Genomic DNA, 14,431 nt, shown 5'->3' on the forward strand with positions numbered 1-14,431 from the left:
TAATATAAAGTAAAGAGTTTTATACATTCCAAAATTCGTGAAAATTCGTGAAATTCGTGGGAGTTAAAAAAGAGGCTGTCCGAAAAGTCTAAAAATCGCTTTTGCATCATAAACTTTGTCAAAGTCCCAAAACTTTGACAAAGTCTATAAACCTGATAATCAATCACTTTTAGAGTGTGTTATGTAGGAAAGCCAGCGATAGCTGGGTATGTGCTGCAAACGCCCACATAAAAAACATTTTGCCCCCTACAATTGGTATGTACTCGCTTTTGCGGATAGTCCCCCTTCGGGGGTTCGGGGGCTTTCAACAAATTTACAACAAATGAAAAACTACTTTTTAGCCTTTACATTAGTCGCTACCATTTCAGCTACTGCCCAACACAAAACCTTAGCAGGCTTCGCTTATGGCAACCCTGTTGTCCCTACAGGTGATGAGTGGCAATCACCCGAAAAACTATCTCTTAACAAAGAGTATCCGCGAGCCTACTTCTTTTCGTTCAACAACGAAAAACAAGCCACACAAGTATTGTCCGAGTATGCTCCCTATTGGCAATCTCTCAATGGGCAATGGCGATTCCATTGGTGCAAAACCCCAGAGCAGCGCCCTAAAGACTTCTATAAAACCGATTACGATACCTCAAAATGGGATGCTATTCCCGTACCGTCTAATTGGAATGTCTATGGTATCCAAAAAAACGGATCGCTCAAATATGGTCTGCCTATCTATGTGAACCAACCCGTGATTTTCTACCACGAACGCAAGGTCGACGATTGGCGCAAAGGAGTAATGCGCACGCCTCCAACAGATTGGACAACCTACGATTATCGCAATGAAGTAGGTTCCTACGTGCGCGAGTTTGAAGTCCCTGCTAACTGGAACGGACGCGAAATCTTCATCGATTTCGATGGGGTAGACTCTTTCTTCTATCTGTGGATCAATGGCAAATATGTAGGTTTCTCTAAAAACTCTCGTAATGTAGCCTCGTTTGATATTACCCCCTATCTTCAAAAAGACAAAAATAAAGTAGCCGTAGAAGTGTACCGCAATTCCGATGGCTCTTTCCTCGAATCTCAAGATATGTTCCGCTTACCAGGGATTTTTAGAACTGTCGCCCTGCGCGCTACCCCAAAAGTACAAATCTTCAATTTGAACATCCTTACCGATACAAAAGATGAAAACCTTTGGCAACTAAATATAAATACTGAAGTACGCAACCTCAGTGCCAAAACAGCAAAACACTATCAATTGCGCTATGTGATGTATGAAGTTACACTGTATGAAGATGATGTAATCCCTACAGCTGTTCAAACACAAACCTCATTAAGTGTGCTAACGCCAAAAACACTCGGTAAAACCACCACTACTATAGCTGTGGAAAAACCTAAATTATGGTCAGCCGAAGCTCCTCATCGCTATGTGCTCGTCGCTCAATTATTAGATAAAAAAGGCAAAGTGGTTGAAACGGTCTCATCATACTTTGGCTTTCGCAAAGTAGAGATTAAAGATAAAGTCTATTATCTCAATGGTCAGCCAATCAAACTCAAAGGCGTAAATCGTCACGAAACACACCCCGCACAGGGGCACACGCTCACTCACGAACAAATGCAAGAAGACCTCTTCTTGATGAAACGCAACAACATCAACCACGTGCGCAATTCTCACTATCCTCCCGATCCTTATTGGTTCTACCTATGCGATAAGTACGGTATCTATTTAGAAAATGAAGCCAATATCGAGTCACACGAATATCATTATGGCAAGGAATCGCTCTCACATCCCAAAGAATGGGAAAATGCACACGTTGCCCGCGTAACCGAAATGGTAGAAGCTACTTACAACGCACCTTCTGTCGTGATTTGGTCTTTAGGAAATGAAGCAGGCCCTGGCGACAACTTCAAAGCAGCTTACAACCACCTGAAAACCATCGATAAAAGCCGCCCTGTGCAGTACGAACGCAACAACAGTATCGTCGATATGGGCTCTAACCAATACCCATCGGTAGCGTGGGTTGAGAAAGCTGCTACCGGTGAATTGGATATCAAATACCCCTTCCACATCTCGGAATATGCCCACTCTATGGGCAACGCTATGGGCAATCTCGCCGATTATTGGAAAGCGATTGATAGCAGCAACTACATCTGTGGTGGCGCAATTTGGGATTGGGTAGACCAATCAATCTATAATTATACAAAAAACGGCATTCGTTATGAGGGCTATGGTGGTGATTTCGGCGATTACCCTAACGACGGTCAGTTCGTGATGAACGGACTCATTTTCGCCGATCGCAAACCGAAACCACAACTCGCCGAAGTGAAAAAAGTCTATCAAGAAGTAGCGGTTTCTAAATATGCCTCATTTCTTAAAGAGGATATAATGTCTCCTCTTATCTTTGAAATTTTTAATAAAAACTACTTCCGCACTTTATCACATTTAAAAGGCGTGTGGAAACTCTACAAAAACGGTTTTGAAATAAAAAAAGGAAACTTTTCAATAGACGCTATTCCTCCACAAAAAAGTGACAGAGTAAATATAGGTTACCTTCCTAAAGAAGATGCCGATTACTATATCAATTTCGAGTTTGAACTCGCTGAAGATATGCCTTGGGCTAAAAAAGGTTTTGTACAAGCAGCTGAACAACTCCATTGGACTGAAAAGAAAGTAGAAAAATCACCTATTGCTTCAGTAGCCAAAGGAGAAAAACTCACTCTTAGCAAAGACCAGAAAACCCTTGCAGGTAAAGACTTCTCTGTGCAATTCGATTTTGAAAAAGGCACCATTGCCAAATTGCAATATGGCGAACAATCTATTGTAGAAAATAGTGATTTTCAACTCAATGCCTTTCGCGCTTTTCTAAACAACGATGTGTGGGCGTACCAGCAGTGGTTTGCCAAAGGATTACACAATCTGCAACATAAAGCCTTATCACACAAAGTAACCAAAAACGCCAATGGCAGTTATAGCTTTGCCTTCACCGTACAATCACAAGCGCCTAATGGGGCACAACTCGTAGGTAAACCCAGTGCAGCCGACCATCATATTGAGGAATTTACCAATAAACCTTTTAATAATGACGATTTCCGCTTTGTTACCAACCAAGTGTTCACTGTCTACCCCGATGGCTCTATTGAGCTACAAGCGGCTATCGCCTCCAATGTGCCAACAGCTATATTACCACAAATAGGTTATCAGCTCAAATTACCTAAAAAATTTAGATATGCCACTTACTACGGTCGAGGCCCTCAAGATAACTATTCCGATCGCAAAACAGGAGCTTTTGTAGGAATATACAATGATGAGGTAACCTTTCCTCTTCCAGAAGGCGGTTCTTCTTTCCCCAAGCCGCAGGATATGGGGCATCATCAAGATACGCGTTGGGTAGCGTTTAAAAACGATGATAACAAAATAGGAGTGCTGTTGGTAGCCAATCCTACAATGGATTTTTCAGCTTTAGCTCACTCACCTCAGCAACTCACTTTGGCAGGGCATCCTTACCAATTGCCTGAGTCCGATGCTACTTATCTGCAACTCAGCGCTGCCACTACGGGGGTAGGCGGTAACAGTTGTGGCCCCACTCCGCTCATCCGCGATAGAGTAACAGCAAGCCCTACGCATTTTGGCTTTATCATACGCCCTATAAAAGTCCGCATTTCAGGAACTGATGAAAACGAAAAAATAGCCGCTCAAGCACAGGTGAGCCCCAGTACTCCTGCACCTGCTTTTGTAACAAACTTAGAAAAAGATAAAAGTGTGCCGATGAAAGTAATTTTTGCCAGCAGTGAGGAAGTAGGCTTAGGTGAAGCAACCCATCTGCTTGACAACGACCCTAGTACTATATGGCACAGCGCCTATAGTGTCACCGTCGCAAAATACCCCCATTGGGTAGATTTCGAGCTGCTGAAAGAAACCCTCATAACAGGTATTAGCTACTTACCCCGCAGTGATGAGTACAAAACCGGTGATGTAAAAGATTTTAGTGTGTCGGTAAGTAACGACGGGCAACATTGGGAAGAAATCTATAAAGGTACTTTCCCTCTAAAAGACGGCAGACCCCAAAAAGCCATTTTCGACAAACCCGTAAAAACCCGCTATTTGCGATTCACCGCCCTAAGCGAACAATACGGACAAGACTACGTAAGTGGCGCAGAACTACAAATTCTAAGTAAAACCCCCTAACCCCTAACCCCTAATTTGCCTAATTCCCAAATTATTACTATCTTTGCCGCATCTATTCCTTTTTCCTAAATATTTAAACAGTAAAACATTATGAAAAAAACACTTTTTTCAGTGCTCTCACTGATGACTTTCGGTCAGTGGTTATGGGCACAAGAAACCGAAATCATTACCCACCCTCAATCGCAATACCAAAAAGCGGTAGAACTCTACAATCGCAAGTTGTATGAGCCTGCGCAAAACCTCTTCCGCAAAGAGCAAACCGCCAACCCCGATAAGGCAATCCGCGCTCAAAGTGAATACTATGTAGCCACCATTGCTGCATTGCTCAATCAGGATGGCGCCGATGCCTTAGTGAATAACTTCATCGTCAATCACCCCGAGTCGCCTATGAGCAGCGAAGCTTACTTGCAAATGGCAAATCTCTACTTCCAGCAAGGTAACTATGCCGAGGCCTTGGAGTGGTATGAAGCTATCGATGAACTGAATATATCAAGCGACGAAAAAGCGCGCTTCAACTTCCAAAAAGGCTACTGCCTCTTCCATACAGGCAAACAAGCTGAGTCAAAACCTTATTTCGAGTCGGTACAGAACAACCCTCTATACGCCGATAACGCCAAGTATTATCTGGGGTATATAGCCTATGACTCCGATGATTACGCAAAAGCCGAAAGTTACTTCCGCGAAGTGCAAGACGATGCAACTCTCAGCAAAAATGTATCCTACTTCCAAGCCAATATGTACTTCAAACAAGCCCTTTACGACGAGGCTATTGAAGAAGGAAAAAAACAACTCGCCAAAACCAAGAGCGCTCAAGAAATATCAGAACTCAACAAAATTATAGGCGAAAGTTACTTCAATCAGAAAAAATATAAAGAAGCTATCCCTTATTTGCAAAACTACAAAGGCAAAAAAGGTAAATTCTCCAATACCGATTATTACTATTTAGGCTATGCTTTCTATAAAAATAACGACTACAAGGCTGCTATCGAGCAATTTAACAAAATTGTAGGAGGTAATGATAATGTAGCCCAAAACGCTTATTATCACTTAGCCGAATGTTACCTCAAAACCGACCAAAAACAGCAGGCACTCAACGCTTTCCGCAACGCCTCTCAAATGGATTTCGATAAGCAAATTAAAAAAGATGCACATTTGAACTACGCCCGCCTCAGCTACGAAATTGGGAACCCTTATGAAAGTGTGCCTAATGTGTTGCAAGCATACGCTTCGGCCTATCCTAACGACAATAAAGAAGAAATACAATCCCTTTTAGTCGATTCCTATATCTCTTCTGGTAACTACCAAGCAGCGATCAGTCTGTTAGAAAAATCTAACGACCCTAAAGATAAAGAAACCTACAAAAAAGTAGCCTTCTACCGCGGTTTGGAACTCTTCAACGAACTCCAATACACCGATGCTTTGCAGTATCTCACCAAAGCCATTGCCGGTAGCGGAAGTCTTTCAGCGCGTGCGTCTTATTGGGCTGGTGAATCCGCTTATCAGCTAAAAGATTACAAAGCTGCAGAAACTTACTACACTCAGTTTGTAAACAATCCAGCGGCTGCCAAAACCGAAGAATATCCCAAAGGATTCTACGGATTAGCATACTCACAGTTCAATCAACACAACTACGCTTCAGCAATCGTCAATTTCGAGAAATACCTCAAACAAAGTCCTAAAGATAATGTTTGGAAACACGATGCTATGCTCCGCTTAGCCGATTCGTATTTCGTAACCGGAAAATACTGGCCTGCAATGGAAGGCTACAACAAGCTAATTGAAGCAAAATCAGCCGACCAAGATTATGCAGCTTACCAAAAAGCAATTAGTTACGGTTTTGTCGATCGATTGCCTAGCAAAATTGAAGATTTAGAGCGCTTTATCAAAAACTACAAAAGCTCTAACTTGCGCCCTAATGCCCTCTTTGAGTTGGCAAACGCCTATGTGTCAAAAGGAGCTACCGAAAAAGGAGTGCAGTACTATCAGCAGCTCATCAAGGAATACAAAGGCAATGTGCTCGTGCCTCGTGCAATGTTGCGTGAAGGTTTAGTGTATTATAATAAAGGTGAAGACCAAAAAGCACTTACCCTTTTCAAAACCATTGCTAAGGATTACCCTAACACCAATGAAGCATCACAAGCGGTCGCTTCAGCCAAACTCATTTATGTTGATATGGGTAAAGTGAACGAATATGCCGCTTGGGCAAAAACTTTAGGATATGTTGAAGTAACCGACCTTGAATTGGAAGGTGCATCTTATGAAGCTGCCGAACGCCAGTATTTGCAAAACAACAGCAAAGAAGCTATCACCGCTTTCGAGAAATACCTCAAAGATTTCCCTAATGGACTACGCCGCACCAACGCCGAATTCTACTTGGGGCAACTCTATTTCAATAGCGGACAGAAAGCCAAAGCGCTTACCCATTATGAAAATGTATCTAAAAGCGGTTCTAACGAGTATGGCGAGCAAGCCCTCACTCGCGTGTGCCAAATATTGCTTGATGCAGGTAGTTACCTCAAAGCCAAACCTTATCTTGAGGAACTCGAAAAAACCGCTACCATCGCACAGAATAGAACTTATGCGCAAAGCAACCTAATGCGCGTGTGCTACAACGAGAAATTGTACGACAAAGCAATAGAATATGCCAATAAAGTATTAGAAGAAAAATCTATCGATACCCGCATCAAAAACGATGCTTATATAGTGCTCGCCCGCGCCTATGCCCAAGCAGGAAACAACGAGCAGGCACGTAAGTATTACCAAGAAGTACAAAAAACAGCTACCGGTAGCCTTGCCGCCGAAGCCTTGTACTACGATGCTTATTTCAAAAATAAAGATGGTAACTACAAAGCCTCTAATGAGGTCGTACAGAAAATCGCCAAAGATTATGGTGGACATAAAGAATTCGCTGCCAAAAGCCTTATCGTGATGGCTAAAAACTTCCGCGGACTCAATGATGCTTATCAAGCCTCTTACATCTTAGAAAGCGTATTAAAAAACTTCAAAGAGTTCCCCGAAGTGGTTGCCGAAGCTAAAAAAGAGCTCGCCGCTGTAAAAGCCGAAGCCGCTAAAAGCAACTCATCAGTAAAGTAGGGGCGAATGGCAATCTGCCCGTCCGACTCGTCCGACAACAACAATTAAAAAAAACAAACAAAAAATGAACAAAATTACCTATATAACACTCATACTTTTAGCTTTAGCTTCTGCTACAACAGTAGCCCAAAGCCGTAAAGATAGCCTCACTACTAAGGTGGTAGATGTAGTAAAATCCTATGCCCCTACCATCGCCGACGCCGATAAAAAACGCGAAGATGCTAAAATTAAAGATTCGCTTACTGTAAAGAAGAAAAAAATCAACTATACGATTTATTCCGTACCCGTTGCCTCCACTTTCGTACCCGATAAAGGGCGCGCTGCTGCTGTAAAACAAAAAGTAGTGCGCGAAGATTATCAAGATTCCTATATAGCAGGCGGCTTAGGAATGCTCAATACCTTCTATGCCGATGCCAATCTCAACTATCACGTGAACGACAATGGGCGTGCTTCTTTCTTGCTGAACCACCTCTCTTCTTCCGATGATGCCGATGAGGTAGTCCCCGATATGAACTATTCCAACTCCTCAGCCGAATTGCGTTACGACTACCAAAGTCAAGATGTGCTGTGGGGGCTCAATGCCGATGTAGCTCGACGTTTGCACAATTGGTATGGAATCCGTAAAAACACTTTCACTGATGCCGATTTGCGAGGTAAGGTAGATGAAGTAAACCAAATCTATTTCGATTATGGATTAGGAGGCTATTTGCAATGGACGAACCCTTATTTCAAAGGGATTGATTTCGCTATTCGTGGGCTCTCCGACCATTTCCAAAGCAAGGAAACCAATGTAAAAGCTCAACCTTCCTTTGAAGCTCCTCTCACCGATGAACAGAAAATCAACGCCAATGTACTCGTCGATTATTACGAAGGTAGTTTTACCCGCAAGGATAATCTCATCAACGATATCTCCAACCGCTGGATGCTCTTTGGAGTCAATCCTTCTTACCAATTAGTCATCGATAACCTCAATGTAAAATTAGGCGTATCGTTAATGTATGCCGATGCCAATAAATCAGTAGACAACAAGTTCAAAGCCTATCCCGATGTCGAAGCCTCTTACAACCTCACCGATAGCGCTATATTGCACGCAGGAGTGCGCGGAGGTATGCAGCAAAACACTGTTGAGAAACTCACCAAAGCCAATCCGTATCTTGCACCTATGCAAGAAATCAAACCTACCAATGTACAAGTAGATGGCTTTGTGGGGGTAAATGGCAAGGTAGGCAGTGATTTGCAATATCGCGTAAAAGGAAGTTATCGTCAATATAAAGAAATGCCCCTTTTTACCACCAATAGCGAGCGCCCTCAATTAGGGGTAGAAGCCTTGCCATATCAGTACTATAACTCTTTCAACTTGTTGTACGATGAGGTAAGCGATTTCGAGTTCTTGGCAGGAATAGGTGGTAATTTGAAGGATATAGTTACTTTCAATTTTACAGGTCAGTACAACAACTACAAAGCTCGTACCCAGCGTGATAAAACCGCTTGGAATCTCCCTAATGTACGCGTATCCCTCTACACCGATTTCAAAATCCTACCTAATCTCTTCACAGGGATAGATTTGTTCTACACCGGTACACGTGAAGACCTCGATTATCAAATAGGAAGTGCTGTGCCCGAAAAAATCAGTCTCGGTGGCTACTTAGATTTGAATTTCCATATCGATTATACCTTTAATAAGAATTGGCAAGTATTTCTAAAAGCCAATAACCTCACTGGTCAACGTCACGAAAATTGGGTGTATTACCCATCGCAAAGCATCCAAGCCTTTGCAGGAATCAAATACATCTTTAAATTAGGAGAATAACAAGTAATAAAATCACATACTTTGCCAAAGTTTCGAGCCCACACAGCCCGTAACTTTGGCAAAGTTTTTTATCGCTCAATGAAAAAAAACGATAGATTTAACTTTTATTTAACACGTGGTATAAAAAATAAACGTTACCTTTGCCCCGTTTAATTATAATACTTACACACGTATGAAGAAATTATTACTATTAGCAGCCGCTGCACTCACTATTGTAGCCTGCAAAAAAGACAATGGCGGTGATCCTACTCCTCCTCCAGCACCAGGCCCTACACCACAAACTCAAACTCCTACTGTAACAGCTGACCAAAGTTCAGTTCCTACTACAGTGAACTTTAAGTATCCTAAATCATTCACTAAAATAACTACTGTAGGTGGACGAATAACAGCTACTAACACAGTAACTTACACTGTTGAGAATTCATTGCTAAAAAAAGTAGCTGTGAATATTGATGATAGTGAATCTAATCACAGAGAAAATTTTGCTTACACATTAGCGTATGACAGCAAGAACTATCTCACTTCAATAGAAGGACGTGGAGAGCAGCCTCAAAAATTCTCTTACAATAGCAAGGGACAACTAACAACCATTGTTAAAGGTACCTTAACGAGAACTTTTGATTATAATGCTCAAAATAAAATTATTTCAAGTACCTATAAAGATCCTCACGAAGATAAATCTTATACCTATGACTACTCAGTGGCAAATCAAATCAAGATAGTTCAAAAAGATGCTGATCCTAACTATAAAGATAGGCATTACATCTATGTTTTAGATGCTAAAGGTAACCCTGTTTCTACAAAAGTATTAGAAGTGCCTTCATCAATAGAGAGTGAATATACCCTTGAATATGATGATAAACCTAACTATCAAAGCAAAGGGGTGTTCAAATTCTTTAAAGATGAGTACTTGAATGGTTATGCTGATGAGTATAAATTCGTTTCCTCACCTAATAATCTTAAAAAAGAAACAGTTGTAAAAGGCTATGATCCAAATAGAACTTACACCTATACTTATGATGCCGATGGTAATGTTACCCAAAGAGTATGTACCTATGAGAAACAGGTAGGTGCTAATATGAAAACTGTAGTTGAAACAACTATTTACAACTACTAATCTTTTCGTAGAGTTTATCTAAAAAATAGATAATATTTTGTATCACATTTGTAAGGGCGTTTTGCAAACGCCCTTACAAAAAAAAATCGAATACTTACTTTTTTAACTTAAACACATCTCACAAATGAAAAAATTATTACTATTAGCAGCCGCTGCACTCACTGTTGTAGCCTGCAAAAAAGACAACGACGAAACACCTCCAGGCCCCTGTATTGAGCCCGCAAGCCCTTATACCGTAGGCTTTGACTATCCTAAAACTATTGTTTCAGAAGAAAACGGAAGCACCTCTACCATTACTTATACTGTAACAGACCTCTTGCTTAGAACAGTTACTTTACAAAATACCCAAAAAGGTCTTAAAACTTTCACTTTTACTTACGATAATAACAAATATCTTACTGAAGTAAAAGAAGAAAAAGCAGGAACTGTTCCTACTATCTTAAAACTTTCTTATAACAAAAAGAAACAAGTAGAACGCACTCTAATGAGTCAGTATGGAGGTGTTTTTACCTCTACTTTTTCTTACGATACTGACGATAGAGTAGCTAAATTAGTATTTGAAGGAGCTGGTACTGTTGCAACTACTCAATATGAATATGTTAACAATACAGTGATAGCTACAAAAGTAGAAGTTCGAGATAATGGAGGAGGTACTTTTACTAATACAAACACTTATACTTTCGACGATAATGGTAATCTGTTAGAAGATAAGTCATTAGGTTGGACTGCTACTTATACTTATACTACAGGTCTTAACTATAATGCGCATCCTGCCTTTAAAATTATAGCTCCTGAAGTAGGATCAATAAGTCCCGTAGAAATGAGTATAAACTATGACAGAAGGTTTAGATATGTAGCTCAGAAGAATTTCCCTAATAAAGCAGGAGTTGCTGAATATGGCTATAATAATGTAAACAAACCTACACAAATAGTTATAAAATCTGTAGCTGGTACCGCTACCCAAACCCTTACTTACTAAAAACTAAGTGACAATTAAATCCCTTACAAACTTTGCCAAAGTTCCCCGCTGTACAGCTCGCACCTTTGGCAAAGTTTTTTATATCCCCTATCCCCCTGACCCCTATCCCCCTAATATCTGACACCTAACCACGGCATTCGCATTTAAGATAATAGGTTTATACTTTATTAATAAACTACAAAAATAGTAGAGAATATTAGATGTTTTCTCTTTATAAAATCACTTTTGCGGATTGCCCCCTTCCTTTCGGGAAGGGGGAACGGGGGTTAGGCTTTTAAATGCGAACACCTATCCCCTAAAATTGCTAAATTGAAAAATTATTACTACCTTTGTCGCTCACTAATATGCAATAGATATGAAACGCTTCATTATCTTATTCTTTACATTCTTTAGCACTATTACCCAAAGTCAAAACCTTTCGCTCCTGCCTCCTATCTACAACTACTCTCAAACTCAATATAAGGCAGGTATGCAAAATTGGCAAGTGAGTCAGTGTCAGGATGGTATACTATATGTCGCCAATAACCAAGGCCTGCTTACTTTCGACGGACAAGTATGGCAATTGTACTACCTCCCCCAAAAAAAAATTGCTCGTTCGGTATTCGCCGATAGCAGCACCTCTAACCTGCGCGTATATGTAGGCTCTTTTGAAGAATTCGGCTATTTCCAACGCAACGCCCAAAACCAATTGGTATATACCTCTCTGAAAGACCAACTCAAAAACTATACATTCCACAACGACGAAGTATGGCAGATCTTTAAATACCAAGATAAAATATATTTCCAAACCTTCTCTTCTTATTTCGTGTACGACGGCTCTCACGTACAAGCCTTCACCCCTCAACCCGCCCCTTTTGCAATGTTCCCCTACGGCAATAAACTCTATATGCAGGGTATGAACGCTGGTTTTTACCGCATCGATGCTACTCAAAAACTCAATTTAGAACTCTCTCCCGAACAACTCGGTGGGATAATAGTCGAAATTATCCCCTATCAAGGCGAATTATTACTGATTACCAATAAAAACGGATTCTTCCGCTACAACCCTGCTACAAGCGAATTGCGCAAATTCCCTACCGAAATGGATGCGCTCTTTCCCTCGCTCCGCATCAACCGCGCACTGCTCACTGCTAACAACCTACTCATTTTAGGAACACTCACCGAAGGTTTATACGCTATCAATCCTCATAACGGAAAAATTTTCGGCCATATCCACAAGAAAAACGGACTCAATAACAACACTGTTTTAGGGCTCTACGAAGATGCCCAGCACAACCTATGGGCAGCTTTAGACAATGGTGTCGCTATGATTGAAGTCCCAAGTAGGTTGCGATATTTAAACCTCAATGGCGAGGTAGAACTCATTAGCGATATGGTGCTGAAAGACAATGTCTATTATTTAGCTTCTAATAAAGGAGTCTATACCTTTAAGGAGGGGGTACTTTCCAAAATCCCTGACTTCTCTAACCAAGTGTGGTTTATCAAGCAGTTTGACCATCAAGTATTTGTAGGGCATAATAAAGGGGTGTCGGAATTGATGGGTAATCACTTACAACCTCTTGATAATGTAGGAGTAGGAGGAATGGACTTAAAAAAAGGCGTTATTCACGGTCAGGAAGTACTCGTAGGCTCATCCTACTCTGTGCTTACCATTTATAAAAAAGATGCTGCCAATCGATGGGTGCCCTCTCATATCGTAAATGGCTATTTCGACCTTACCTATCGCGTTGAAATAGATGCTTTTGGCAATATATGGACGAACCATACCTATAAAGGAGTGAGCAAACTCTCTCTTACCGAAGATCTCAAAAGCGTGCAACGCAAAGTAACTTACAACCAACTCAAAACAAAAGAAGCCTTGAAATTGCTGAAATTGCGCGGCAAAATCATCTTTACCGATGGGCAACAGTGGTTTGAGTATAACGACGACAAACAAAATGTATTGCCTTATGCCCTCCTCAATGAGCAATTGCCCCAACTCGCAACTACCCACCATATAGTGCCCGTGAACGACAATCGCTTTTGGTTTATCACCCCCACCGATTATTATTTAGTAGCATTCGCTAACGGCGTATATAAAATAGAAGAAAAAATAGCCTTCAATCAGTTGCAGCACCCCGCAAGTGAGGAACGCGCTACTGCCTTTGTAACTCCTGAAGGTAATACATATTTCTGTTTAGATGGCAGCATCGCCCTGTATACCCCAAAAGCACCTCGCGTAAAACTGCCAACCAACCTCACTTTAAAAAGTTTACGTACCTATAACCGCTCAACCGATTTATATACCCTCGAAAATATCACCCCTAATATCGCTATTCCTTATAGCAAAAACAACCTTCAGTTCGATTTTCAGTATCCTAATTTCAGTAAAGAACACTGTCAGTTGTGGTATCAGTTAGAGGGCTACGACAAACATTGGCGTGAAATTGCTAATGATTTTAGAGTGAATTACCAAAACCTCCCTTCAGGCCACTATCAGCTAAAAGCAAAGGTACTCAACGAATTAGGTGAAACCCTATCGCATTATACTTTTCCCTTCGCGGTAATCACTCCTTGGTATAGAACCGTGTGGGCTTATATATTCTATTTCGCAGTATTTATAGGCGCTGGTGCACTTATTACCGCCTTATACTTGCGTTATAAAATGAAGAAAAAAGAGCGTTCTTACTTGCGCGAACGCTTGCGCCGCCAGCGTTTGTTAGAAGCTCGTGAGCAGGAAGTAACCAAATTACAAAACCAAATGCTTATAGATCAGTTGGATTACAAGAGCAAATCATTAGCCGAAGCCACGATGATGAACATCACTCGCAACGAGTTTCTTACCAATCTCGTCACCGAGCTCGAAACACTGCTAAATAGCCAAAGAGTGAGCAAAGCCAAAAGTAACCTCATTTTACAACACATACGCGATAATATCTCTCAAGAAGACCAATGGCAGGTATTCCAAGAAAATTTCGACCTCATTCACAAAGATTTCTTCAAAAAACTGAAAAAACTCTATCCGCAACTCACCCCCACCGATTTGCGTATGGCAGTACTCATCAGGCTCAACTATACCTCTAAGGAAATCGCCGAAATGCAAAATATATCCTTGCGCGGTGTCGAAACCGCTCGCTATCGCTTGCGCAAAAAACTCCAATTAGCCGAAGAAGATAATCTTTACGATTTCTTCGCTCAATTCAATTAATATTTTCTTACCTCTTACCTCTTATCTCTTACCTAAAAAACCCTTCTTAACCAAAAGACTATAAATTAGTT

6 protein-coding genes are annotated in these 14,431 nt (G+C 41.1%); all 6 read left to right on the forward strand.

Features of this window, described 5'->3' with window-relative positions; all coding sequences use genetic code 11:
* Positions 1-322: 322 nt before the first annotated feature.
* A complete protein-coding gene (locus tag I7X29_RS05630) occupies positions 323-4,174 on the forward strand; it encodes a glycoside hydrolase family 2 TIM barrel-domain containing protein (protein WP_198473249.1) in 3,852 nt (1,283 codons plus the stop codon).
* Between the two features lie 90 nt (positions 4,175-4,264).
* Positions 4,265-7,267 (forward strand): tetratricopeptide repeat protein, encoded by a 3,003-nt coding sequence (locus tag I7X29_RS05635; RefSeq protein ID WP_198473251.1) that lies wholly within the window; start codon positions 4,265-4,267, stop codon positions 7,265-7,267.
* 64 nt (positions 7,268-7,331) lie between these two features.
* Positions 7,332-9,077: a TonB-dependent receptor gene (locus I7X29_RS05640; protein WP_198473253.1), complete on the forward strand. Its 1,746-nt coding sequence runs from the start codon at positions 7,332-7,334 to the stop codon at positions 9,075-9,077.
* A gap of 172 nt (positions 9,078-9,249) precedes the next feature.
* Positions 9,250-10,194, forward strand: coding sequence for a hypothetical protein (locus tag I7X29_RS05645; protein ID WP_198473255.1), 945 nt, complete (start codon positions 9,250-9,252; stop codon positions 10,192-10,194).
* Between the two features lie 124 nt (positions 10,195-10,318).
* Positions 10,319-11,173 carry a hypothetical protein gene (locus I7X29_RS05650; RefSeq protein ID WP_198465622.1) on the forward strand — a complete coding sequence of 285 codons (855 nt, stop codon included), beginning with the start codon at positions 10,319-10,321 and terminating at the stop codon, positions 11,171-11,173.
* Positions 11,174-11,528: 355 nt separating this feature from the next.
* Positions 11,529-14,360 carry a triple tyrosine motif-containing protein gene (locus tag I7X29_RS05655; RefSeq protein ID WP_198473257.1) on the forward strand — a complete coding sequence of 944 codons (2,832 nt, stop codon included), beginning with the start codon at positions 11,529-11,531 and terminating at the stop codon, positions 14,358-14,360.
* Positions 14,361-14,431: the final 71 nt, after the last annotated feature.

Origin of the sequence: Capnocytophaga periodontitidis, from assembly GCF_016126015.1 — a bacterium.
In the GTDB taxonomy this organism is placed as follows: Bacteria; Bacteroidota; Bacteroidia; order Flavobacteriales; family Flavobacteriaceae; genus Capnocytophaga; species Capnocytophaga periodontitidis.

Coding starts and splice junctions, on each gene's coding strand:
- I7X29_RS05630 (WP_198473249.1), top strand. CDS start 323: ATGAAAAACTACTTTTTAGCCTTTACATTAGTCGCTACCATTTCAGCT.
- I7X29_RS05635 (WP_198473251.1), top strand. CDS start 4,265: ATGAAAAAAACACTTTTTTCAGTGCTCTCACTGATGACTTTCGGTCAG.
- I7X29_RS05640 (WP_198473253.1), top strand. CDS start 7,332: ATGAACAAAATTACCTATATAACACTCATACTTTTAGCTTTAGCTTCT.
- I7X29_RS05645 (WP_198473255.1), top strand. CDS start 9,250: ATGAAGAAATTATTACTATTAGCAGCCGCTGCACTCACTATTGTAGCC.
- I7X29_RS05650 (WP_198465622.1), top strand. CDS start 10,319: ATGAAAAAATTATTACTATTAGCAGCCGCTGCACTCACTGTTGTAGCC.
- I7X29_RS05655 (WP_198473257.1), top strand. CDS start 11,529: ATGAAACGCTTCATTATCTTATTCTTTACATTCTTTAGCACTATTACC.